Raw genomic sequence first — 21,873 nt, forward strand, 5'->3', positions numbered from 1 at the left:
TCCCATATACGATGGCTTAGAAAGAGCGGGTTCTCCCGCTCTTTCTTTTTGTCGTTTTCGTCGTTATTTGCCGGTGAATCGTTATGTTAAAAACATCGTCGCTATACATTCATACATCATTTCGACATAAATATAAAAAAATTGTCAAAAGAAGAGGGTTCAAAATTTACTGAAAATTCTTTATTATATAAGGGAGGCATAGAAATAAAGGAGGATGTTATATGAAAAGAGAGGAATTGTTAGCGCCGCCGTCTTATAATTTAGTTTCGGAAATAGAGAAATATACGAGTGATAAAGAGAAGCTTGCTTTAATTTGGCAAGATGATAAAGGGAATAGACGAGAGATTACATATTTTGAATTAATGCAAGGTGCGAATAAAATTGGAAACGCTTTTATAAAAAGTGGCTTACAAAAAGGGGACAAGCTCCTTATTATGATGCCGCGCTTAATTGAAGCTTACATGACGTATATTGCTGCGATTAAAGCAGGATTTGTCGTTATTCCAAGCTCAGAAATGTTGCGTAAAAAAGATATCGAGTATCGTATTGGGCACGGAGAAGTAAAGGCTATCGTAAGTTACGAACCGTATATTGGACAATTTGACGGCGTAGAAGCGGTGGAATCTCTTCAAAAATTCGTCCTGAGCGAGCGATCAGTAGATGGATGGACGAATTTAAAAATAGCATTAGAAACGGAAAGTGATACGTTAGAAATGGCGAAGACGGATAAAGAAGATATGGTCTTTTTATCTTATACGTCAGGGACGACAGGAAATCCAAAAGGAGTTGTTCATACGCATGCATGGGCATACGCTCATTTACGTACAAGCGCCCCGAACTGGCTCGGAATCGAAGAAGAAGATGTTGTATGGGCAACGGCTAGTCCAGGCTGGCAAAAATGGATTTGGAGCCCGTTTGTAGCGACTCTCGGTTCAGGTGCAACAGGATTTGTATATAACGGCAAATTTGAACCAAAAACATATTTAAATTTATTAGGTGATAATAAGGTGAATGTACTTTGCTGTACACCGACTGAGTATAGATTAATGGCAAAGGTAGAAAATTTAAGTGAGTACAATTTAGAAGCGTTACATAGCGCTGTATCGGCAGGTGAGCCGTTAAACAGGGAAGTCATTGAAACGTTCCAAAGGCATTTCGATATTACAGTAAGAGACGGCTATGGGCAAACGGAAAATACACTACTTGTTGGAATAATGAAAGGGATGGACATTAGACCAGGATCAATGGGAAAACCGACGCCAGGAAATCATGTTGATATCGTAAATGAGGAAGGTATTCCGGTGCAGGTAGGAGAAGTTGGCGATATTGCAGTTCACATTGAAACACCAGCCCTCTTTAAGCAATATTATAAAGATGATGAGCGCACAGCGATGCAATTCCGTGGTGATTATTATATTACGGGTGATAAAGCGAAAAAAGATGAAGAAGGCTATTTCTGGTTTGAAGGGCGCGGTGATGATATTATTATTAGCTCTGGCTATACAATCGGCCCGTTTGAAGTAGAAGATGCGCTTGTAAAACATCCTTACGTAAGAGAATGTGCAGTTGTCGCAAGCCCTGATGAAATTCGCGGAAGTGTCGTGAAGGCATTTATCGTATTAAGAGAGAATATAGACAAGAACGAAGAAACATTAATTCCAGTGCTCCAACAACACGTCAAAGAATTGACTGCACCATATAAATACCCTCGCAAAATTGAATTTGTAGATGAACTACCAAAAACGATTTCCGGAAAAATTCGCCGTATTGAACTTAGAAAACAAGAAATGGAGCTTCCTTCAAAATAATTTTGAAAATAGGGAAGTAAATAGTTGAATGAAATGTAAAACGATGATATCATAAAAACGAACACAAGTTCGATTTTATAAACTAAAAAAAGAGGTGTCCGTATGATTTTAGGTATTAATCCGTACTTAGTTTTAGATGGTAGTGGGCAAGAAGCTGTACAGTTTTACAAAGAGGCGTTAGACGCAAAAGTAGAAGTAATGCGAACTTTTGGTGACATGCCTGAAAATCCAGAATACCCAATTCCAGCTGAAGCGAAAGAGCGCGTTTTACATGCTACTTTAAAAGTTGGTAATACGGACCTTATGATTTCTGATACATTCCCAGGTCAAGGGCATGCAATCGGATCTCAAGTAACAATCGCAATTCAAATTAATAATGCAGAAAAAGCGAAAGAAGTATTTGATAAGTTACAAGAAGGTGGAGAAGTTATTATGCCACTTCAAGAAACTTTCTGGAGCCCAGCATACGGACAAGTAAAAGATAAATTTAACATTGAATGGCAAGTTACAACGAACCCTACTGAACAAAATTAATTTTTGGGAAAGCACCATTTTTAATCGAAATGGTGCTTTTTTTATACATATTAATTTCGTAGACTAAAGGGAAAAGGGGGATGAGTATATGGGAGAAATTTGGTATGGCGGCACCATTTACACTATGCGAGAAGAGAATGAAAAAGTAGAAGCTATTTACGTTGAAAATGGCGTCATTGTTCATATAGGGAATAAAGAAGAGTTAGAAAACCGATATTCAGAAGTGAAGTTATATGACTTAAAAGGGAAAACGATGATTCCAGGGCTGGTTGATAGCCATATGCACCTTATTGGCCATGGGGAGAGGTTACTTCGTCTAGATCTATCAAATTGCAAATCTTATAGCGAAGTACTTACTCTTGTTCAGAAGCGCGTAGAAGAAGCGCCAAAAGGATCTTGGATTATCGGAGAAGGATGGAATGAAAATAATTTTACAGATACAAAACAAGTTCATGTACGTGATTTAGATGAAATCTCTAAAGAACATCCGATTTTATTAAAGCGTGTTTGTCGTCACGTGACATGGGTGAATTCATACATATTGCAAGAAGCGAACATAACAGAAGCGACGCAAGATCCAAAGGGCGGAAAAATTGGTCGTGACTCATTAAATAAATTAACAGGACTTTTATATGAGCAAGGACAAGAGTTAATTAAACATGTTCAGCCCGAAATAGATGGAATGTATTTGCAAAGTGCTCTGCAAACAGCGATTTCAGACTGCTGGCAATACGGACTCGTTGGCGGGCACACGGAAGACTTAAATTATTATGGCGGCTTTCAAAAAACGTACAATGCGTTTTCACACGTTATAAAAGAAATGCGGTTTAAAGCGCATTTACTCGTTCACCATGAAGTAGCGAATGAACGAAAAGAATATGAAAATGATCACTATATTGAATTTGGTGCGATGAAAATTTTTTCTGACGGCTCTTTTGGCGGAAGAACAGCTTTATTAAGTGAACCGTATGAAGATGCGAAGGAAACAAATGGAGTTGCCATTTTCTCACGTGAAGAGCTTGCAGGTTTAGTGAAAAAAGCACGAGATTTACATATGCCAGTTGCGATTCATACAATTGGTGATTTATCGCTTGAATATGTCATTGATGCACTTGAATTATATCCACCGGCAGAAGGATTACGTGACCGTATTATTCATTGTCAGCTAGCTCGTGAAGAGTTGATTGAAAGAATGAAACAATTGCCAGCTATTATTGATATTCAGCCAGTCTTTGTTTCGTCAGATTTTCCATCAGTGATTGAAAAACTAGGAGAACGCCGTCTTCGTTATGCGTATGCTTGGAAGACGTTACTGGATGCAGGATTACACTGTAATGGAGGCTCTGATGCTCCAATTGAACAAGTGAATCCGTTTTTAGGTATATATAGTGCTGTTACACGTAGAAGTTTTATTGACGGCGTATGCTATATGCCAGAAGAAAGATTAACGGTATATGAGGCTGTCTCTTTATTTACAACAGGAAGTGCGTATGCAATCGGAAAAGAAGCGAAGCGAGGACAAATCGCAAAAGGATATGAGGCAGACTTTACGATATTAGACCGCAATGTTTTTGAAATTGAGGCGGAAGAAATAAAAGAAGTACAGGCAGAAATTACCGTCATTGATGGGAAGATTGTTTATAGAAAAGACGTCTAAAAATTTGAGGGAGCGGCTCCGAAAATACATTTTGGTGCTGCTTCCTCTTTTTAGATAGGTTGATGATGTCGGTAAATTGATATTTTGGGTAAAATCGTTGATATAATTTCATATACTGTTGTCCTGTTCCAAAATGTTTTGTGAAACAGCGTCAAGTTGCATTTGATAAATAAAAAACCCTCGAATTATGGAAATCCCATAATTCGAGGGTTTTTTGATTACTATAAAAACGTTCTCTGTACTTTTTCCCAGAAAGAGTTGTTTTTTAATTTAACAGTTTTAATTTGTTTATCGCTTAAACGAACAACGGCTTTTTCCACTTGTTTAATGCTAAGTGCTTCGTTATCCATTCCGATAACAGGATAATCATTTCCATCCGGTTTAAGTGTTAAAGTTAACGTACGCTCGTGATTTAAAAGGAACGGTGACCCGAGTGTACGGTATGTGTTGTTATTTAAAGATGCTAGTTCGCTTACTTGGAAACATGGGATAAGTGGATCGACAACTGCACCATGTAATGATTTATTGTAAGCGGTACTTCCTGTTGGTGTGGAGATAACTAATCCATCACCTCTAAAGGTTTCGAAATGTAAATTGTCGACGTGTACATCTACGACAAATGTTTTAATGATACTAGAGCGTAATGTGAATTCATTTAAACAATGGAAAGATGTACCGTGATCTACATCTACTTGAATTGTTGGATATTTTCGCACTTCAATTTCGTTTTTTGTAATTTCTTGAAGGGCTGTATCAACGTGATCGATGTGGAAATCGCAGTAGAAAGAAATTTCATCTTTCGTAGAAATACCTGCGTATAAGCAATCTTCTCTAAAGCCGGTTTTACGAACGGCTTGTAAGAAAGTCCCATCATCTCCAACGCTGACGATAGCGTTTGCATTTTTTGGATGATCTAATATGGTAAATCCATTCTCCTCTAAAATACGATATACTGGTTTCATTTTTTCAACGAGCGTTACTTTGTCATCACCATAAAAGAAAAATAAATTGCGACGATTTGCCATTATGTATCCCTCCACTGCAGTTAAATTTTCTAGTCTTAGTGCTACATATCGTCAGAGTATGTTTCTGGATGATATGTTCAAATAGTATATTTCGATATAAATTGTCAAAATTCCTTTTTATTTTTAGAAAAATTTTTATATTCAATTTTATCAAAGTCTGTTTAATGATGAATAAACTTGTCGATAATGGGTATGGAGTGAAAGGATGGTACGAATGAAGTGGCTCGTAATTGGAATGATAATTCTTCTACTTTTTATTTTGCTTATACTATTATCGAAAATATCGCTTAAGGTGACGTTTTTATATTCAGAAATGGAAAAACAATGTTTATTTCAAGTGAAAATATGGATGATTCGATATACGTTTGATGTATTGGAAAGAATTGAAAAACAGCAGAAGAAGACAGGACAAAAAATTAAAAAAGCTGAAGAGGACGGCGGAATAGATAATAAAATTATGGCACAACTCGATAGTATAGGGGAACTGATAAAAAAGCTTCAAGACGTTCATACTATTGTTAAAGATTTTCTCAAAAGAGTGAAAATCAATGGTTGGAAATGGCATACGCAAATTGGAGCAGGCGACGCGGCTAGTACTGGAATTGTCACTGGATATGCATGGGGGACAAAAGGAATGGCTGCTGGAGTTGTAGGACAATATATGCATATTGTCGACGTACCAGAATTTGAAATTACTCCTGTTTTTCAAGGAAAGGGATTTGCATCAAGATGCGAGTTAACAGCATCTTTTCGTATATTCCGTACTGTAAAAACAGCGATAAAATTACTCGTGTTTATGAGAAAGCAAAGATCTGGTATGACAGAAAAATCTGTTCAAGCATAGGGGGGATATAGAATGGACCATCCAATTCAAGGTTTAATGACAACCGCAATGCAGCATTTAAAACAAATGACTGATGTAAATACAATTGTTGGTGACCCAATTAAAGCGGCAGATGGAAGTGTAATTCTTACAGTTTCGAAAGTCAGTTTTGGATTTGCTGCTGGTGGAAGTGAATTTGGTAAAGTAGAACATTCAGGCCGTCATCCATTTGGCGGGGGAAGTGGTGGAGGAGTTTCTATTAATCCTGTTGCCTTTCTTGTTATAAATGGAGAAGGTGTGAAAGTATTACACTTAGATAAGCAAACACACGTCATCGATAAAATAATTGAATTAGCGCCACAAGCTGTTGATAAAGTGAAAGAAATGATGGATAAACGAAAAGAAGATGATCCTGAATTTCAAATTTAACGAATAAAGAAGCTGATCAGTGGATTAGCTTCTTTAATTTTTTTGTAAATAAAGCGATTTTATTTGCATTATCGATAGGGACAAACTATCATTTACATTGTACATATTTTGTTTAAAATAAGGGAGGATTTTTAAGTGGCAAATGTAACTTTTAAAGGTAACCCAATGACTTTAGTTGGAACAGAAGTTAAAGTTGGCGATCAAGCGCCTAACTTCCAAGTATTAGCAAATGACTTATCTCCAGTAAGTTTAGAAACATACAAAGGTGAAGTGAAATTAATTAGTGTTGTACCTTCAATCGACACAGGTGTATGTGATGCACAAACTCGTCGTTTTAACGAAGATGCAGCAGGTATTGAAAACGCGAAAGTATTAACAATTAGCGCTGATTTACCATTCGCTCAAAAACGCTGGTGTGCAGCAAACGGTTTAGAAAATGTTGTAACACTTTCTGATCACCGTGACCTTTCATTCGGTGAAGCTTATGGCTTAGTAATGAAAGAACTTCGTTTACTTGCTCGTGCAGTATTCGTAGTAGATAGCAATGACAAAGTAGTTTACGCAGAATACGTAGGCGAAGGTACAAGCCATCCAAACTATGAAGCAGCATTAGAAGCAGCTAAATCTGCGAAGTAATGTAAATGAAGACGACCTCTCATTAAAGTTTTACTTTAGAAGAGGTCGTCTTTTCTCATGTATTGTTAACTGAACCAATATATGAGAAAAGACGTTACATCATAAACAACTTGAAGGGGAGCTCTTTGCAAGAGGTCGCTTTTTCTTTTGGGAAAAATTTAGATTATGGTATGATATAAGTTATGTGTAAAAGAGAGAAGGAGGAATGTACGTGAGTCAGGCAGTAGAAACATTATTTTCTATTTTTGATTCTTCTACGGTAGTTTTACGTAAAGAATTAGATGTAACATATTTAGAGGCGCTTGTAGAAACAGGTGATAACTTGTTTGAAGGAGCGATTTTACAAGAGGAATTATCCGAATCAACAATTGAACGGTTGAATCGTGAATATAGTACGTTTAATGAAGAAACATATAAAGGGGAAGAAATTCGTAAAGCATTTCAGCTAGCCATTTTAAAAGGAATGAAAGAGGGCGTACAAGCGAATCACGAAATGACGCCAGATGCAGTTGGAATGTTCATGAGCTACTTATTCCATAAGTTTATGCAAGGTCAAAAAGAAATTACTGTTTTAGACCCTGCAATTGGAACTGGTAACTTAATGACTACATTGTTTAATAGCGCCAAAGAAGAACTAACAATGAGTGGATTTGGTGTAGAAGTGGATGAGGTGTTAATTAAACTTGCTTTAGTAAATGCAAATTTACAAAAGCATGCAATCGAATTCTTCCACCAAGATGGACTAGCACCACTTTATATTGATCCAGTTGATGCAGTCGTTTCAGATTTACCAATTGGTTATTATCCAAATGAAATTGTTGCAAGTGAATATACATTAAAAGCAAATGAAGGAATGTCATATGCACATCACTTATTTATTGAACAAAGTGTGAAACATACGAAAGAAGGCGGGTATTTATTCTTCTTAGTACCAAACTTCATTTTTGAAAGTGATCAAGCGCCAAAGCTACATGCATTCATTAAAGAGACATGTTTTATTCAAGGATTATTACAGCTTCCTGTTTCCATGTTTAAAAACGAGAAAAATGCAAAAAGTATATTTGTTCTCCAAAAGAAAGGCCAAGGTGTAACAATGCCGAAACAGGCACTACTAGTGGAATTACCTAAATTCTCTGACATGAAGGCTATGGAGAACATTATGGATCAATTGAATACTTGGTTTGCAACACATAAATAATACGATATATATGTAACAGGGTTAGTAATTAATGTAGTACAGTTTTATAGGATATGTAATGTTTTTTAATATATACAAGATTTAACTGAATTTTTTTGAAATCTGTAATATATTTTTTTCTTGGTGTTACAATTTTTTCACTTGAAATATATGTCGGACGATGTTTAAATTAAAATCGTGAGTATAAAATTTACTAATGATGAAACGTTTTCATAATGAGTGAATTTAATTAGATAAAATCGAGCGGTTTGTGGAATGATCCACACAACTACCAAGAGAAAAAGGGGCGAAAGACTAGATGTCAAAAATCATCGCGATTAACGCAGGAAGCTCTTCGTTAAAGTTCCAATTATTTGAAATGCCAAGTGAAACAGTATTAACAAAAGGTTTAGTAGAACGTATTGGTTTAGAAGATAGTATCTTCACAATTACTGTAAATGGCGAAAAACAAAAAGAAATTACAAACATCCCAGATCATGCAGTAGCAGTTAACATGCTTCTTAAGAAATTAACTGAAAACGGAATCGTAAAATCTCTTGATGAGATTGGCGGTATCGGTCACCGTGTTGTACACGGCGGCGAAAAATTTGCTGATTCTGTTTTAATTGATGCTGAAGTATTAGCTGATATCGAAGAATTAAGCGATTTAGCACCACTTCACAACCCAGCAAACCTTGTTGGTATTAAAGCATTCCAAGAAGTACTACCAAACGTACCAGCAGTAGCAGTATTCGATACAGCATTCCACCAAACAATGCCGGAATCTGCATTCCTATACAGCTTACCATATGAGTACTATGAGAAATTTGGTATCCGTAAATACGGTTTCCACGGAACTTCTCATAAATATGTAACTGAGCGTGCGGCTGAATTATTAGGTCGTCCAATTGAAAGCTTAAGCCTACTTTCTTGTCACTTAGGTAACGGTGCAAGTATCGCAGCAGTAGAAGGCGGTAAGTCTATCGATACTTCTATGGGCTTCACTCCACTTGCTGGTGTAACAATGGGTACACGTTCTGGTAACATTGACCCTGCGTTAATTCCATACATCATGGAAAAAACAGGCCAAACTGTAGAAGAAGTAGTTAGCGTATTAAACAAGAAGAGTGGTATGTTAGGTCTTACTGGTTACTCTAGTGACCTACGTGACATCATTGCGAAAGAAGAAGAAGGCGACCACCGTGCGAAAGTAGCACTTGACGTGTTCGTGAGCCGTATCCATAAATACATCGGTTCTTACACAGCTCGTATGAAAGGCGTTGACGCTATCATCTTTACAGCTGGTGTAGGTGAAAACAGTGCAATTATTCGTGAGCGCGTATTAGAAGGCCTTGAGTACATGGGCGTATACTTCGACGTAAAACGCAATAACGTATTCGGTGAAGAAGCATTCATCAGCTTCCCGCACTCTCCAGTAAAAATTATCGTAATTCCAACTGACGAAGAAGTTATGATTGCTCGTGACGTATTACGTCTTGGAGATATTGGTTAATATACTATATAAAAAAAGACGAGATCCTATAGGATTTCGTCTTTTTTCTTTTGGATATAGTTTAAAATTCCATCTGGATATAGCACTTTTTCCTTCTGAATGAAAGCTGTAATGGGAATCCATTTCGCATACGATACGATTTGCTCATCTTGTATATTCATTTTTTTCATTTCATATAGTGACATGTCTAATAAGCGTAAAGAATATAGCTGAATGATTTCATGACCAATTTCTCCATCTAGATGAAAGATGTTTTCTAAGCAGCCTAAATAATTGGTGATTTCCACTTCTGTGTGAAGCTCTTCTTGAAATTCGCGAATAACAGTATGTGCTGATTTTTCACCAAGTTCAATTGATCCGCCAAGAGGTCGGTAATATGTTTCATCGCCTGTATGATATTTTTGTACGAGAAGGCGACCGTGATGTATAGCAATGCCAAAAGCTTTTGCACGTGGATACATATATAATTACTCCTTATTTATTTTGTATAAGGATGATTATAAGGCAGGGTGTGATAAAAGGTGACGTGTATTTAAGCGTTTGGCCGAATTGTGATGCCATTAAATAAGTCATTCCAAAATGCTTCATTGTACTGGTATATATCCATCACTGGGCATTTTATAACACAAATATTTTGTAATCCCCAATCTTCTTGGGCGATAGTTGGTACATCTTCAGGAATGAGTAATAGGACAGAGAATGTATGTTTAACTATTTGAGATAAAATTTGTTCCAAGGAACGTGCTTCTTCGTATGTTCCTCCCGTTCGAATAAACAATGTGGATTCTGCCGTTTCGATTGTAGTTAGAAAACGATTAATTCGATGCTCATAGTTTAACTTAATTTCTGTATAAGAAGGCCAGGATGTTGGTGTGTTTACATCTGTTTTAAAGTCGTGACAGGAGTCGATTTCATATAGGTTGTCACGGATTCTTAATTTCGCATCATCATCCCAAAATGAGATGAAGGATAAGTTTTCGAACTGTAAAAAACGGTCAAATCGATTTTGTAATAATAAATTCACTTTTTCTAATGAAGGGCTTAGCATAAAATCGATAACACCAAAAAATGGTGATAATTCGAATTGATATAAAGCCCAAGCAGGCCAGCAGTTTTGTCCTAAGCTGAATACTGCATTATATTTTTTTTTTATATTGGATAGATTCATGTGATTCATCTCATCCTTTTTGCTAACATTTTATGTCACTAAAAAATGGTATGTGAATAAAGATAGACAAGCATATTTGCAAAGAACAAGCGGAAATATGTTACAATAGGAAAAAATCGAACGAGGTGGTTGTTGTGATGCGATCGAAGCGAGAACAAGCCATTTTAGACAATATAAAAGAGTGGGAAGGGCAATTAGTAGAGCAAGAAGCGACCGATTTTCAAAAGATGTTTGATAAGTGGTTGCATACTACAGTTGCAAAACTACCTGAGAAAAAACGAAAAGACTTTTTTACGAAAGCAGATGGATGGCTCTTTCATTTGCATGCACTTATTCAAAGTTCACAATCACAGCTAGATGCACGTAATCGTATTTTAGGAACATCGAGATTATTTGATGAATCAATTGAGCAACTTGAAGATTTGAAGGCGTTATCTATTGATCAATTAACATACATAGCAGAGCAGCAAACAGCACGTCATCGTCTATATTCATTCGTACAAGGCGGAGCAACTGGTGCTGGTGGTTTATTATTATTAACGGCTGATTTTCCGGTTATGATTGCGTTAAATGTGAAGGCTGTCCAACTTGTTGCGACATCATTTGGGCATGATGTGAACAAGCCGTATGAAATGATGCTTGCGTTAAAGGTATTCCATGCAGCATTATTGCCGGCGAGACTTCAGCAATATGCATGGTACAATTTACTGAGAGAACTCGAACAAGAGGATTCATTCTTCTATGAAGGAGACGAAGCAGTATTAAAGCCAGCTTCTACTGAGGTTGTGTTAAAACAAATTTTGAAGACGTTTTCGATTTATGCTCTTCGTCGTAAAGTATTCCAAGGCATTCCTGTACTCGGAATGGCGATTGGCTCTACAGTGAACTATCGCTTAACGAGGAATGTTACTGAATTTGCAAATAAGTTTTATCAAGTACGCTACATATTAGAAAAAGAAAAGAGAGCATGAAAAAAAGCGAGAGGCCGAAGCCTTTCGCTTTTTAGTTTGTTGCATGTTTTTTGGATATTGGAATAGAAACGGGTTGCTTTGCTGCTTTCTTTTCTGTTTTTGGATAGTAAATTAAATCCAATGTTTTTGCCTGTACGGCAATCGAAAGAATAGTAAAAGCAATTTCTGTCCAATTTAAATAATATAATGAAAGCGCAAGAACAATCGCGTCAAAGACGAAGAAAATTTGCCCAATTGTAAACCGAGTTCGTTTACTTAATATAATTGTTAAAATATCGTCTCCACCGGTTGCACCGCCAAATCGCAATATAAAACCGAGTCCAATACCAGCTAACGCACCGCCAACTACTGCAGCTACAAATAAATTATTTGATAAATCTACCGTAAAAGGAGAATAATTTTCCATAAGGGAATAAAATACTCCGAATGAAAGTGAACCTAAGAATGAATAGCCAACCATTTTTCTACCTAAAAATGAAGCACATAGTAAAATAATAGGGATATCCATTACTACAGTTGAAATAGATGGTGAAATATCATAAAAATTTTGGATGAATAGTGCAATACCTACAAAGCCACCTTCTGTTAAGTGGTTTTGGAAGTGAATGTGATATAGCGCTGCTGCTAATATAAATGAACCGATTAAAACCATAAAAACTTCTTTAATAATTTGTCGACTTTGGATGTTCCTCATCGTTATTCCTTCTTTCCGTAGTTAGTAGTCCTTTGGTGATGTAAACTAACTACGAGCTCACATGTAGCTTTCAGTTAGTTTACGAAAAAAACTAACTACGCTATATGTCGCTGAAGAAATAACGAATAATCCTCTCGTCCATCAATTCTCCCTACCTTCGTTTTAGTTTAAGTCTTAAAGCGACTAAACAAAACGGGGAGTAGGATTCTTCATTTAGCAATCCTGCTCTTCTTTGTTTTGTTTAGCTAGTAACAATTAAGTCCTAAACAAAACGCTATGTGTAAGAAGAGTCTTTTTTTTGCCAAATTATCCTTCGGGCAATCATAATTTCCCCACTCTCGTATTTTTTTCGCTAGACTAAAGTATCTGAGCTGAAAAATACGCTACGTGTATGATTCGTCAATACGATGCCACATGCTCCTTCGAGCGATCATGATATCAAAATCCCTTCCTTCAAGATTTATATTATTATATCATACTTTCAAAAAATACATGCGGATGGAAACCGACAATAACCGAAGAGAATCTACAAAAAATGTTATGTTTAAATATTTTTGTAGAAAAGCCTAAGTTATTTCGTAGAACTGGACAACTTTTAGAAGTTTGTCCAATAAGTAAGAAAAGAAGGGTTTTTATTCAATTGTATTGTTCTCATCACTTTTATCTTTAAAAAATGCATCCCAGCTAATGATACTTAAAAAAGTTAAAGCGATAATAATGAAAGCTCGCATAAGTTTGAGACCTCCTTTTGTACATAGTATATGAATAATTTGTTTCGGAATGTGTCATTTTTTTACAAGCTCTAACTATTATGAGAGTATATTAATATAGATAGATGAGGGGGAGAATGGAGATATGCTAAAAGACATGTTTAAAAGAAAAGAATTAAAATGTGTTTCATGTCAGAAAAAGATTCAATATGAAGAAGAGCTAGTTGCTTTTGTAAAGTTGCCGAAAGAAAGAAGTATATTAGTAGGCCCGTTTGATGTATGTTTAGCAAAAACGGCGCAAGAAATATATTGCAAAGCTTGTTACGACAAAAAAGCATGACCCGAATTAATTGAGGGGCATGCTTTTTTCATTGGTGTGCTTTTCCCTCAGATACGTTTTGGGTTAGACGATACCAAAGCCAAAGATCGTTAATAATTGAAGCAAGATCGGCAATTTCTGAATTTAGCTTGCAAGAAATTTCGAAGTCTTCTTCGTTATTTAAGTGGTGCTGTTTCGCGTTAATATGGTGCTCAAGTTCTTTTATGCGATCAGGTATTTTTCCGCGAACTTGCTCCCATTTTAATAAAATAGAATGCTGCGCTTGTTCAGAGATGTCTTCCCATTTTTTTTGTATGTTCGGTACTTCAATTCCTAGATGTTCATTGTATATAAAATACTTTTTCATAGACACCCCTCCATTTTCCTTCCTCTATTTTACATAAAAAAAGAAAGAAGTTCGACGAAATTGTTTGAAAAAATTTTATAAATTCCCCTTGATTCATTTTATGAAAGGTGATAAAGTTTGGATTATTATAAGAAAAGATGAATATTTATTCTTTAGGGGGATGCAAAATGGAGAAGAAAAAAGTGGTATTAGCATATTCCGGAGGTCTTGATACTTCCGTTGCAATTAAATGGTTACAAGAGAAGAATTATGATATTATCGCGCTTTGCTTAGATCTAGGGGAAGGTAAAGACTTAGCGTTTGTAAAAGAAAAAGCACTTTCAGTAGGTGCAATTAAATCATATATGATTGATGTTCAAGAAGAATATGCGAATGAATATGCATTGATAGCGATGCAAGCTCACACGTTATACGAAGGGAAATATCCTCTTGTTTCTGCATTATCTCGTCCGCTTATTGCAAAAAAATTAGTAGAAATTGCAGAGCAGGAAGGCGCAAGTGCAGTTGCACATGGATGTACAGGGAAAGGGAATGACCAAGTTCGTTTTGAAGTTTCTATTCAAGCGTTGAATCCATATTTAGAAGTTATTGCGCCTGTACGTGAATGGAAATGGTCACGTGAAGAAGAAATTGCATATGCAAAAGAAAATGATATACCGATTCCAATTAATTTAGATAGCCCGTTTTCAATCGATCAAAACTTATGGGGACGCAGCAACGAATGTGGAATTTTAGAAGATCCATGGGCAGCGCCGCCAGAAGAAGCATACGAGATGACATTAGCATTAGAAGATACACCGAATAAACCAGAGTTTGTAGAAATCGGATTTGAAGCAGGAGTACCGACGACTTTAAACGGCACTGCATATTCACTTTCAGAACTAATTAAAACGTTAAATGCACTTGCTGGCAAACATGGCGTTGGACGTATCGACCATGTAGAAAATCGCCTTGTCGGTATTAAATCTCGTGAAGTATATGAATGCCCAGCAGCAATGACATTAATAACAGCGCATAAAGAACTTGAAGATTTAACACTTGTGAAAGAGGTTGCTCATTTCAAACCGATGATTGAGCAAAAACTAACAGAATTAATTTATAACGGTTTATGGTTCTCACCTTTAAAACAAGCGCTCAATGCTTTCTTACAAGAAACGCAAAAAAATGTAACAGGTACAGTGCGTGTGAAATTATTTAAAGGTCATGCGATTGTAGAAGGGCGTAAATCTGAGTACTCTTTATACGATGAAAAATTAGCAACGTATACTGCCCAGGATGAATTTAATCATGATGCAGCAGTTGGATTCATTTCATTATTCGGTTTACCTACGAAAGTATACAGCCAAGTGAATCAAAAGAAGGTGGAAGCGTGAGCAAACTTTGGGGCGGACGTTTTACAGAAGAAGCGGAAGCGTGGGTTGAAGAGTTTGGAGCATCCATCTCCTTTGATCAACAATTAGTAAATCAAGATATAAAAGGGAGTATCGCACACGTAACGATGTTAGCAAAGCAAGGCATTGTTACGAAAGAAGAAGCAGAGAAAATAAAGATAGGGCTTCAATATTTACTAGAGGAAGCGAAACAAAATAAATTGAATTTCTCAGTCGAGGCTGAGGACATTCATTTAAATATTGAAAAGATGTTAATTGAAAGAATCGGTGAAGTAGGAGGGAAACTTCATACAGGCCGAAGCCGTAACGATCAAGTAGCGACAGATATGCATTTGTATTTAAAAGAAAAAGTAGAAGATATTATAAAAGCTACAAAACAATTGCAAACTGTTCTTGTTCATCAAGCGGAAAATAACATTGAAACAATTATGCCCGGCTATACGCACTTGCAACGTGCACAGCCGATTTCATTTGCGCATCATATTCTTGCTTACTTTTGGATGTTAGAGCGCGATGTGAATCGTTATGAAGATTCGTTAAAGCGTATTAACATTTCACCATTAGGAGCAGGAGCACTAGCTGGTACAACATTCCCAATTGACCGAGAATATAGTGCGGAGCTTCTTGGATTTAATGGAATCTATGAAAATAGTTTAGATGCGGTAAGTGATCGTGATTTCATACTGGAGTTTTTAAGTAACTCATCTATGCTTATGATGCACTTATCACGCTTTTGCGAAGAACTTATTTTATGGAGTAGTCAAGAATTTCAATTTATTGAAATGAGCGATCAATACGCAACAGGAAGCAGTATTATGCCGCAGAAGAAAAATCCGGATATGGCGGAACTTATTCGTGGTAAAACTGGCAGAGTATACGGTAATTTATTCAGTTTACTTACAGTAATGAAAGGATTGCCGCTCGCTTACAATAAAGACTTACAAGAAGATAAAGAAGGAATGTTTGATACAGTGAAAACAGTAGAAGGATGCCTTCATATTATGGCAGGCATGCTTGAAACGATGACTGTAAACAAAGAAAAAATGGGGCAAGCTGTGACGCAAGACTTCTCTAACGCAACAGAAATTGCCGACTATTTAGCAAGCAAGGGACTGCCGTTCCGTCAAGCTCATGAAATTGTCGGGAAACTAGTTCTTCATTGTACGCAAAAAGGAATCTATTTATTAGATGTACCACTTGAAACGTATAAAGAAATGAGTCCGTTATTTGAAGAAGATTTATATGAAGTTCTTTCGCCATATGCAGCTGTAAAGCGTCGTAACAGTGCTGGTGGAACAGGGTTTGAACAAATTGAAAAAGCTTTGGAGAAGGCGAAGGGGTTAGCCATAGAGTTTGTTGGAATTTGAATGATGTATGATATAGAGGGTAAGGTGCTTTTTTAGAAAGTACCTTACCTTTTTGTATTTAGACTTTTAGGTGCGTATCTATCATTTCATAATTATTCTTCATAATCATAAAATGATGTTTCTCATGAATCGCTAATAGTTGGATAGATTGAATAAGGTTAGGGTAGTGAGCAATTGGATCTAAAAATACGATATGTCCTGCGATATTTTCTTCTATATTTTGAACTAGTTTTTTTATTTCATCTGTTTCACGTGAAAGTAATTCTTCTAATTCTATTGCACTCATAGAATAATAGATTTTTTTTGAAGGGATTAAAATCCAAGGAGCTTTCATTCCTTTGCCGTGTTTTTCTTTATATTCGGCATAAATGTCATGTATTTCAGTTGCAAATGGGGTGTTTTTTCTTAGCTTGGCATAAGGGATAAGAGTGAAAGCGAATTTAATCGCTACTTTTAGCATCCTTGTAATTAAATATAAGTGATAAAAGTGTTCACCAATAGACCATTTTCCATCCTCTTTCCTATACCATAGTTGTTCATGTGAAAGTGAATAAAGCTTAGGAAGGAACTGGCTTCTTTGTACATGTAATGTGTGAAAATGTTTTGAGATATTTTCGGATTTCATATTTTGGTATCCTCCATCCTTTTTCCTAATTATAACATTTTCCGCATGAATTTAATTAAGCCTAGAACAATATGTTCTAGGCTTAAAGTTTCATCGATTAATCATACTTATGTCGACCTTCCGTAATTCGAATATACTCAATATCCATCAAATCTCTAAGTAATGCACCATTACTTACTTCCACACCATGTTTCTCTTTAAAATGTGTGCGGATCGTATCTAACATTTCGATTTCTTTCCCATTCACATCTAAAATAATACGTTCATAATCATCCATGTAGCACCCTCCTTTTCTAAACACATATATTTTGTCCGTCTATTACTAAAAAATGTATGTTAGTGTAATGTTAGAAAATAAGAAAGGAATGGAAAATGAGACGTATTTATTTTGTAGGGTTAATTTTGTATACGCTAATTGTATTACACGTTGCATTCCCAAAAATATTTACATTTGAGAATGTAAAAACAATACATATAGCAATATCTATCTTTACTTTATTTGTAGTAGATTGCTGTATTTCTGTATGGCTTTCTAGAAAAAAGAAAGTACAAGAAGTAAAAGATAAAAAAGAAATAGAACGGAAAAAGAGAAAACGTTCATTTTGGATGACAACGTATTGTTTTTCTTTAGTGATTGCTGCTGCATTTTTTAGTGAGCATATTCCACTAGAAAGATTGGATATTGAATTTTGGGCAATTGTATTTGCATGTTATTTTTTTATACATTTTCTTCCTTATATGAAAGAAAGGCGAGGAGAAGAGGAAGATCCGATTGAAGAAGAAGTGAGAGAACAAGAGAGTAAGAGAATAGAAGAAGACATAAAGAAACTTGGCGAACAAAAGTGGTATTTAAAATCAAAAATTATATATGTTCTTTGCTTCATTACGCCGCCAATCGGTTATTTGTATGTTTTTTTGCTTCGCAAAAAAATGACAGAAGATGCAAAGCAAACGTACTTAACGGTTGCGACGTTAATGATGGCGCTATGGTCTTTGAAGTTCCTTCCGCCTTATGTGTTTGCAGTTGTAATTGTTGTTGTAGCTTGTCTCGTATTTATAGTGAAATATGTGAAATGAAAAACACCAAGCCCATGTGGACTTGGTGTTTTTTTATTATAAATTAAAGATCACCTTGCTCCTCATCACCACGAACAACAAGGACATCGCATTTCGCATAGCGAATAATATGTTCAGAGACGCTACCAATTAGGAAACGTTCAACTGCATTTAAACCAGTTGCACCACACATAATTAAGTCCACTTTATTGTTTGGAGCAATTTCTTTTGAAATTTTAGATTTAGGATTACCGAATTCTAATACAGTTTCAATGTTTTCAAGGCCAGCTTCAAGCGCAGTTTTTTTGTAGTCTTCTAATAAGTCTTCTGCAAATAGATTTGCACGTTCAGCAATTGCTCGGCTATAGGCCTCTACTGCGGAGTATGCTTTTACATCAACAATATGAGCGATTGTTAATGTTGCGTTGTTTCGTTTTGCAACTTGAATTGCTTTTTTAAAGGCTTTTTCTGCTTCTTTAGAACCGTCCACCGCAATTAAAATATTTGTATATGTATTATTCATAGTAAATTCCTCCCAATCATTTTTATTACCGTTTACAACTTTATTATAAAACAAATTTTGGTAATGTGCTTGTCGGAAACGTTACAGAATTTTGAAAACTTTGCCTTAATTCGTTTTAGTTGTAATTGAAGCGAGAACTTGTTACATATGGAGTATAGCAATTTAAAAGGAGGCATGTTTGTGAGACACGCGCTCATTACAGCCGGTACGAAAGGTTTAGGAAAGCAAGTAACAGAAAAGTTATTGGATAAAGGATATTCAGTAACAGTAACATATCATAGCGATACAAGTGCTATGGAAACAATGAAAGAAACATATAAAAATATGGAAGAACGTCTACAGTTCGTGCAAGCTGATGTCACGAAAAAGGAAGATTTACATAAAATAGTAGAAGAAGCGATGAGCCGTTTTGGCAAAATTGACTTCTTAATTAATAATGCTGGTCCTTACGTATTTGAAAGGAAAAAATTAGTCGATTACGAAGAAGGCGAATGGAATGAAATGATCCAGGGTAATTTAACAGCGGTGTTTCATTTATTAAAACTTGTCGTACCGATTATGAGAAACCAGCAATTTGGCCGTATTATTAACTATGGATTTCAAGGGGCAGATAGCGCGCCTGGATGGATTTATCGTTCAGCCTTTGCAGCTGCGAAAGTCGGACTTGTTTCTTTAACGAAAACAGTCGCATACGAAGAAGCTGAATACGGTATTACTGCGAATATGGTATGTCCTGGTGATATAATTGGTGAAATGAAAGAGGCAACGATTGAAGAAGCACGAAATCTGAAAGGTAGTAACACACCAATTGGTAGATCTGGAACAGGGGAAGATATCGCAAGAACCATTTCGTTTTTATGTGAGGACGATTCTGATATGATTACTGGCACGATTATTGAAGTAACAGGCGCTGTTGATGTTATTCATAGACATCGATAGAATTAAATAAAGTGAAGTTTCGAATAATTGGACAGTTTATCCTTTATACTGAGAGGTACGGATAATACTGTCCTTTCATATAAGATTAAATCTATCGGAAAACTTGTATTATTTTTTGTCAAATATTGAGATATTATGTTAGAATATAAGAGTATAGAAAGCGCTTTAAAAAATGATTCAGGGGTCATTTCATAACTCAAGGGGGAACTAATAATGCGTATCGGTATTCCAACAGAAATTAAAAACAATGAAAACCGCGTGGCAATGACGCCAGCGGGAGCTGTACATTTAGTACAAAATGGTCATGAAGTTTTTGTTCAAAAAGGATCAGGTGTAGGATCAGGCTTTACAGATGAAGAATACGTACAAGCTGGTGCGAAACTTGTTGAAACTGCTGAAGAAGCATGGAATCAAGATATGGTTATGAAGGTAAAAGAGCCAGTTGAAAGTGAATACGGTTATTTCCGCGAAGGTTTAATTTTATTCACATACTTACACTTAGCTCCAGAGCCAGAATTAACAAAAGCATTAATTGATAACAAAGTGGTATCAATTGCATACGAAACAGTACAATTAGACAATCGTTCTTTACCATTACTTGCACCAATGAGTGAAGTAGCTGGTCGTATGTCTGCGCAAATCGGTGCACAGTTCCTTGAGAAAAACAAAGGTGGTAAAGGTATTTTACTTGCAGGTGTTCCAGGGGTGAAACGCGGTAAAGTAACAATTATCGGCGGTGGTCAAGCTGGTACAAACGCAGCGAAAATTGCAGTAGGTTTAGGTGCAGATGTAACAATCATCGACTTAAGTGCAGAACGTCTTCGTCAATTAGATGACATTTTCGGAAACCAAGTAAAAACGTTAATGTCTAACCCGTATAACATTGCAGAAGCTGTAAGAGAATCTGATCTTGTAATCGGTGCAGTATTAATCCCAGGTGCAAAAGCGCCAAAACTTGTAACAGAAGAAATGATTCAATCAATGGAACCAGGTTCTGTTGTTGTAGATATCGCGATTGACCAAGGTGGTATTTTCGAAACAACTGACCGTATTACAACTCATGATAACCCAACTTATGAAAAACACGGCGTTGTTCACTATGCAGTTGCAAACATGCCAGGTGCGGTTCCACGTACATCAACTCTTGCATTAACAAACGTAACAGTACCATATGCAGTACAAATTGCTAACAAAGGCTACAAAGAAGCTTGCCTAGGCAACACTGCATTATTAAAAGGTATTAATACATTAGATGGCTACGTAACATTCGAAGCAGTTGCAGAAGCGCACAGCTTACAATATGCAGATGCAAAAGAGCTTCTTGAAAAAGCTCCTGCTTTATCATAATAGAAATAAAATAAAGACCTTTCCTTTGTAGGAAGGGTCTTTTTATTTAAACTAATTATCTAATTTCTTCACAATTTTCAAGCCGAACATCATTGTGAAGAAAAGAATTCCAAACAAGTAATACAGGGCATACTCTACTCGTATCGTCGAATTTTTGTCAGTAATATATAAAATAAATAGTATCGCAGAGCCGATTAAATGAGAGAGACCGAAAATTTGCGCCATAAGCTTTAAACTCATTTTCTCAATTCGTTCATCTATCTCAGGTAATGGGTATTTCTCGGACTCTTTCTTTTTCTTCTTAAAGAATATTCGTTTCACTACAAATAGTACCAAGGCTAAGAGTATGTATACGCCAGCGAATAGAAGGACAGAACGAATCTTTTCTTCATCACTACTATTGAAATAAAGGAAAATCGATCCTAACATTAAAATGGTAAGATGTGAAATGGATTCTTGATTAAAAGTATTTTTCATTCTTTTTCCTCCCCAGTTTTGTCTAATTGAAATAAATCTTCTACTTTACAGCCGAAAAACTCACATAATTTCAATGCTAATTCTAAACTTGGGTTGTATTTATTCTTCTCGATAGCGATGAGGGATTGTCTAGTGATTTGAACAGAGGAAGCTAATTGCTCTTGGGTGATGTCTCTAACGACGCGGAATTGTTTCACTTTATTTTTAATCAAATATACAAAGTCTCCTTTTTGTAAATTTGTTACTTTCATAATATCCATTTATAGGTAAAAAGCAAATGAAACTTTACAAAAAGTAAATAAAACTTTACGAGAAAT

Annotated in this window: 25 protein-coding genes; 15 read left to right on the forward strand and 10 right to left on the reverse strand. The window is 36.0% G+C overall.

Annotated features, from left to right (window positions below):
* Positions 1-221: 221 nt before the first annotated feature.
* The 3 genes from mbcS to JFU54_RS08635 all read left to right on the forward strand — a co-directional run bounded on the left by mbcS (position 222) and on the right by JFU54_RS08635 (position 3,999).
* The gene (gene mbcS, locus JFU54_RS08625) at positions 222-1,808 is read left to right on the forward strand and encodes an acyl-CoA synthetase MbcS (protein ID WP_201064243.1); all 1,587 of its coding nucleotides are present in this window, start codon (positions 222-224) and stop codon (positions 1,806-1,808) included.
* Positions 1,809-1,910: 102 nt separating this feature from the next.
* The gene (locus JFU54_RS08630; protein ID WP_201064244.1) at positions 1,911-2,342 is read left to right on the forward strand and encodes a VOC family protein; all 432 of its coding nucleotides are present in this window, start codon (positions 1,911-1,913) and stop codon (positions 2,340-2,342) included.
* Positions 2,343-2,430: 88 nt separating this feature from the next.
* Positions 2,431-3,999 (forward strand): amidohydrolase, encoded by a 1,569-nt coding sequence (locus tag JFU54_RS08635; protein WP_201064245.1) that lies wholly within the window; start codon positions 2,431-2,433, stop codon positions 3,997-3,999.
* Between the two features lie 221 nt (positions 4,000-4,220).
* Here the strand turns inward: JFU54_RS08635 and JFU54_RS08640 are convergent, their stop codons facing one another.
* Positions 4,221-5,024, reverse strand: coding sequence for an NAD kinase (locus JFU54_RS08640; RefSeq protein ID WP_012261821.1), 804 nt, complete (start codon positions 5,022-5,024; stop codon positions 4,221-4,223).
* Between the two features lie 205 nt (positions 5,025-5,229).
* Here JFU54_RS08640 and JFU54_RS08645 point away from each other — a divergent pair, with 205 nt between their 5' ends.
* From JFU54_RS08645 to ackA, 5 genes are all read left to right on the forward strand, one after another.
* On the forward strand, positions 5,230-5,868 hold the full coding sequence (locus JFU54_RS08645; RefSeq protein WP_016102961.1) for a DUF2953 domain-containing protein: 639 nt from the start codon (positions 5,230-5,232) through the stop codon (positions 5,866-5,868).
* 12 nt (positions 5,869-5,880) lie between these two features.
* Positions 5,881-6,276: a GerW family sporulation protein gene (gene ytfJ, locus JFU54_RS08650; RefSeq protein WP_000350005.1), complete on the forward strand. Its 396-nt coding sequence runs from the start codon at positions 5,881-5,883 to the stop codon at positions 6,274-6,276.
* Positions 6,277-6,411: 135 nt separating this feature from the next.
* Positions 6,412-6,912 (forward strand): thiol peroxidase, encoded by a 501-nt coding sequence (tpx, locus tag JFU54_RS08655; protein ID WP_002015549.1) that lies wholly within the window; start codon positions 6,412-6,414, stop codon positions 6,910-6,912.
* 211 nt (positions 6,913-7,123) lie between these two features.
* On the forward strand, positions 7,124-8,110 hold the full coding sequence (locus tag JFU54_RS08660) for a class I SAM-dependent methyltransferase (RefSeq protein WP_201064247.1): 987 nt from the start codon (positions 7,124-7,126) through the stop codon (positions 8,108-8,110).
* 298 nt (positions 8,111-8,408) lie between these two features.
* Positions 8,409-9,602, forward strand: coding sequence for an acetate kinase (ackA, locus tag JFU54_RS08665; protein ID WP_002015546.1), 1,194 nt, complete (start codon positions 8,409-8,411; stop codon positions 9,600-9,602).
* A gap of 26 nt (positions 9,603-9,628) precedes the next feature.
* Here ackA and JFU54_RS08670 read toward each other — a convergent pair whose 3' ends face one another.
* On the reverse strand, positions 9,629-10,063 hold the full coding sequence (locus JFU54_RS08670) for an NUDIX hydrolase (RefSeq protein ID WP_201064248.1): 435 nt from the start codon (positions 10,061-10,063) through the stop codon (positions 9,629-9,631).
* Positions 10,064-10,134: 71 nt separating this feature from the next.
* Positions 10,135-10,770 carry a DUF1796 family putative cysteine peptidase gene (locus tag JFU54_RS08675; RefSeq protein ID WP_201064249.1) on the reverse strand — a complete coding sequence of 212 codons (636 nt, stop codon included), beginning with the start codon at positions 10,768-10,770 and terminating at the stop codon, positions 10,135-10,137.
* A gap of 137 nt (positions 10,771-10,907) precedes the next feature.
* Here JFU54_RS08675 and JFU54_RS08680 point away from each other — a divergent pair, with 137 nt between their 5' ends.
* On the forward strand, positions 10,908-11,741 hold the full coding sequence (locus JFU54_RS08680) for an EcsC family protein (RefSeq protein WP_016102963.1): 834 nt from the start codon (positions 10,908-10,910) through the stop codon (positions 11,739-11,741).
* 31 nt (positions 11,742-11,772) lie between these two features.
* Here the strand turns inward: JFU54_RS08680 and JFU54_RS08685 are convergent, their stop codons facing one another.
* Positions 11,773-12,435, reverse strand: a complete 663-nt coding sequence (locus JFU54_RS08685) for a YitT family protein (protein WP_002015542.1) — start codon at positions 12,433-12,435, stop codon at positions 11,773-11,775.
* 855 nt (positions 12,436-13,290) lie between these two features.
* Between JFU54_RS08685 and JFU54_RS08690 the strand changes: the two genes are divergently transcribed.
* The gene (locus JFU54_RS08690) at positions 13,291-13,485 is read left to right on the forward strand and encodes a hypothetical protein (protein WP_002034321.1); all 195 of its coding nucleotides are present in this window, start codon (positions 13,291-13,293) and stop codon (positions 13,483-13,485) included.
* A gap of 28 nt (positions 13,486-13,513) precedes the next feature.
* On the opposite strand, the gene JFU54_RS08695 is transcribed toward JFU54_RS08690, so the two are convergent.
* Positions 13,514-13,831, reverse strand: coding sequence for a hypothetical protein (locus JFU54_RS08695; protein ID WP_002015540.1), 318 nt, complete (start codon positions 13,829-13,831; stop codon positions 13,514-13,516).
* 167 nt (positions 13,832-13,998) lie between these two features.
* Here JFU54_RS08695 and JFU54_RS08700 point away from each other — a divergent pair, with 167 nt between their 5' ends.
* Both JFU54_RS08700 and argH read left to right on the forward strand, forming a co-directional pair.
* Positions 13,999-15,204, forward strand: a complete 1,206-nt coding sequence (locus tag JFU54_RS08700) for an argininosuccinate synthase (RefSeq protein ID WP_002129394.1) — start codon at positions 13,999-14,001, stop codon at positions 15,202-15,204.
* Complete coding sequence (gene argH, locus JFU54_RS08705; protein ID WP_159147164.1) at positions 15,201-16,589, forward strand: argininosuccinate lyase; 1,389 nt, start codon at positions 15,201-15,203, stop codon at positions 16,587-16,589. The genes JFU54_RS08700 and argH overlap by 4 nt, the downstream gene beginning before the upstream one ends.
* Positions 16,590-16,647: 58 nt before the next feature.
* Here argH and JFU54_RS08710 read toward each other — a convergent pair whose 3' ends face one another.
* Positions 16,648-17,214, reverse strand: coding sequence for a DinB family protein (locus JFU54_RS08710; RefSeq protein WP_201064257.1), 567 nt, complete (start codon positions 17,212-17,214; stop codon positions 16,648-16,650).
* Between the two features lie 97 nt (positions 17,215-17,311).
* Positions 17,312-17,491 (reverse strand): hypothetical protein, encoded by a 180-nt coding sequence (locus JFU54_RS08715; protein WP_002112241.1) that lies wholly within the window; start codon positions 17,489-17,491, stop codon positions 17,312-17,314.
* Between the two features lie 95 nt (positions 17,492-17,586).
* On the opposite strand from JFU54_RS08715, the gene JFU54_RS08720 reads away from it, so the two are divergent.
* Positions 17,587-18,291 carry a hypothetical protein gene (locus JFU54_RS08720; protein ID WP_201064259.1) on the forward strand — a complete coding sequence of 235 codons (705 nt, stop codon included), beginning with the start codon at positions 17,587-17,589 and terminating at the stop codon, positions 18,289-18,291.
* A gap of 43 nt (positions 18,292-18,334) precedes the next feature.
* Here JFU54_RS08720 and JFU54_RS08725 read toward each other — a convergent pair whose 3' ends face one another.
* The gene (locus JFU54_RS08725) at positions 18,335-18,793 is read right to left on the reverse strand and encodes a universal stress protein (RefSeq protein WP_002112239.1); all 459 of its coding nucleotides are present in this window, start codon (positions 18,791-18,793) and stop codon (positions 18,335-18,337) included.
* Between the two features lie 147 nt (positions 18,794-18,940).
* Between JFU54_RS08725 and JFU54_RS08730 the strand changes: the two genes are divergently transcribed.
* Complete coding sequence (locus JFU54_RS08730) at positions 18,941-19,732, forward strand: SDR family oxidoreductase (RefSeq protein WP_002067562.1); 792 nt, start codon at positions 18,941-18,943, stop codon at positions 19,730-19,732.
* Positions 19,733-19,945: 213 nt separating this feature from the next.
* On the forward strand, positions 19,946-21,079 hold the full coding sequence (ald, locus tag JFU54_RS08735) for an alanine dehydrogenase (RefSeq protein ID WP_002015529.1): 1,134 nt from the start codon (positions 19,946-19,948) through the stop codon (positions 21,077-21,079).
* 51 nt (positions 21,080-21,130) lie between these two features.
* Here the strand turns inward: ald and JFU54_RS08740 are convergent, their stop codons facing one another.
* Positions 21,131-21,556, reverse strand: a complete 426-nt coding sequence (locus JFU54_RS08740) for a hypothetical protein (protein ID WP_002164985.1) — start codon at positions 21,554-21,556, stop codon at positions 21,131-21,133.
* Positions 21,553-21,816: a helix-turn-helix transcriptional regulator gene (locus JFU54_RS08745; RefSeq protein WP_002015527.1), complete on the reverse strand. Its 264-nt coding sequence runs from the start codon at positions 21,814-21,816 to the stop codon at positions 21,553-21,555. Before JFU54_RS08745 ends, JFU54_RS08740 begins: the two co-directional genes overlap by 4 nt.
* Positions 21,817-21,873: the final 57 nt, after the last annotated feature.

The sequence above is a fragment of the Bacillus sp. TH19 genome (genome assembly GCF_016651075.1).
In the GTDB taxonomy this organism is placed as follows: domain Bacteria; phylum Bacillota; class Bacilli; order Bacillales; family Bacillaceae_G; genus Bacillus_A; species Bacillus_A mycoides.

What these genes read in the sequence shown, in the direction of transcription:
- JFU54_RS08670 (WP_201064248.1), bottom strand. Translation starts at nt 10,063, where the DNA reads ATGTATCCACGTGCAAAAGCTTTTGGCATTGCTATACATCACGGTCGC.
- JFU54_RS08740 (WP_002164985.1), bottom strand. Translation starts at nt 21,556, where the DNA reads ATGAAAAATACTTTTAATCAAGAATCCATTTCACATCTTACCATTTTA.
- JFU54_RS08640 (WP_012261821.1), bottom strand. Translation starts at nt 5,024, where the DNA reads ATGGCAAATCGTCGCAATTTATTTTTCTTTTATGGTGATGACAAAGTA.
- JFU54_RS08630 (WP_201064244.1), top strand. Translation starts at nt 1,911, where the DNA reads ATGATTTTAGGTATTAATCCGTACTTAGTTTTAGATGGTAGTGGGCAA.
- ackA (WP_002015546.1), top strand. Translation starts at nt 8,409, where the DNA reads ATGTCAAAAATCATCGCGATTAACGCAGGAAGCTCTTCGTTAAAGTTC.
- JFU54_RS08700 (WP_002129394.1), top strand. Translation starts at nt 13,999, where the DNA reads ATGGAGAAGAAAAAAGTGGTATTAGCATATTCCGGAGGTCTTGATACT.
- JFU54_RS08720 (WP_201064259.1), top strand. Translation starts at nt 17,587, where the DNA reads ATGAGACGTATTTATTTTGTAGGGTTAATTTTGTATACGCTAATTGTA.
- JFU54_RS08635 (WP_201064245.1), top strand. Translation starts at nt 2,431, where the DNA reads ATGGGAGAAATTTGGTATGGCGGCACCATTTACACTATGCGAGAAGAG.
- ald (WP_002015529.1), top strand. Translation starts at nt 19,946, where the DNA reads ATGCGTATCGGTATTCCAACAGAAATTAAAAACAATGAAAACCGCGTG.
- JFU54_RS08680 (WP_016102963.1), top strand. Translation starts at nt 10,908, where the DNA reads ATGCGATCGAAGCGAGAACAAGCCATTTTAGACAATATAAAAGAGTGG.
- ytfJ (WP_000350005.1), top strand. Translation starts at nt 5,881, where the DNA reads ATGGACCATCCAATTCAAGGTTTAATGACAACCGCAATGCAGCATTTA.
- JFU54_RS08690 (WP_002034321.1), top strand. Translation starts at nt 13,291, where the DNA reads ATGCTAAAAGACATGTTTAAAAGAAAAGAATTAAAATGTGTTTCATGT.
- JFU54_RS08725 (WP_002112239.1), bottom strand. Translation starts at nt 18,793, where the DNA reads ATGAATAATACATATACAAATATTTTAATTGCGGTGGACGGTTCTAAA.
- JFU54_RS08675 (WP_201064249.1), bottom strand. Translation starts at nt 10,770, where the DNA reads ATGAATCTATCCAATATAAAAAAAAAATATAATGCAGTATTCAGCTTA.
- mbcS (WP_201064243.1), top strand. Translation starts at nt 222, where the DNA reads ATGAAAAGAGAGGAATTGTTAGCGCCGCCGTCTTATAATTTAGTTTCG.
- JFU54_RS08695 (WP_002015540.1), bottom strand. Translation starts at nt 13,831, where the DNA reads ATGAAAAAGTATTTTATATACAATGAACATCTAGGAATTGAAGTACCG.
- JFU54_RS08685 (WP_002015542.1), bottom strand. Translation starts at nt 12,435, where the DNA reads ATGAGGAACATCCAAAGTCGACAAATTATTAAAGAAGTTTTTATGGTT.
- JFU54_RS08710 (WP_201064257.1), bottom strand. Translation starts at nt 17,214, where the DNA reads ATGAAATCCGAAAATATCTCAAAACATTTTCACACATTACATGTACAA.
- JFU54_RS08715 (WP_002112241.1), bottom strand. Translation starts at nt 17,491, where the DNA reads ATGGATGATTATGAACGTATTATTTTAGATGTGAATGGGAAAGAAATC.
- JFU54_RS08730 (WP_002067562.1), top strand. Translation starts at nt 18,941, where the DNA reads ATGGAGTATAGCAATTTAAAAGGAGGCATGTTTGTGAGACACGCGCTC.
- JFU54_RS08745 (WP_002015527.1), bottom strand. Translation starts at nt 21,816, where the DNA reads ATGGATATTATGAAAGTAACAAATTTACAAAAAGGAGACTTTGTATAT.
- JFU54_RS08645 (WP_016102961.1), top strand. Translation starts at nt 5,230, where the DNA reads ATGGTACGAATGAAGTGGCTCGTAATTGGAATGATAATTCTTCTACTT.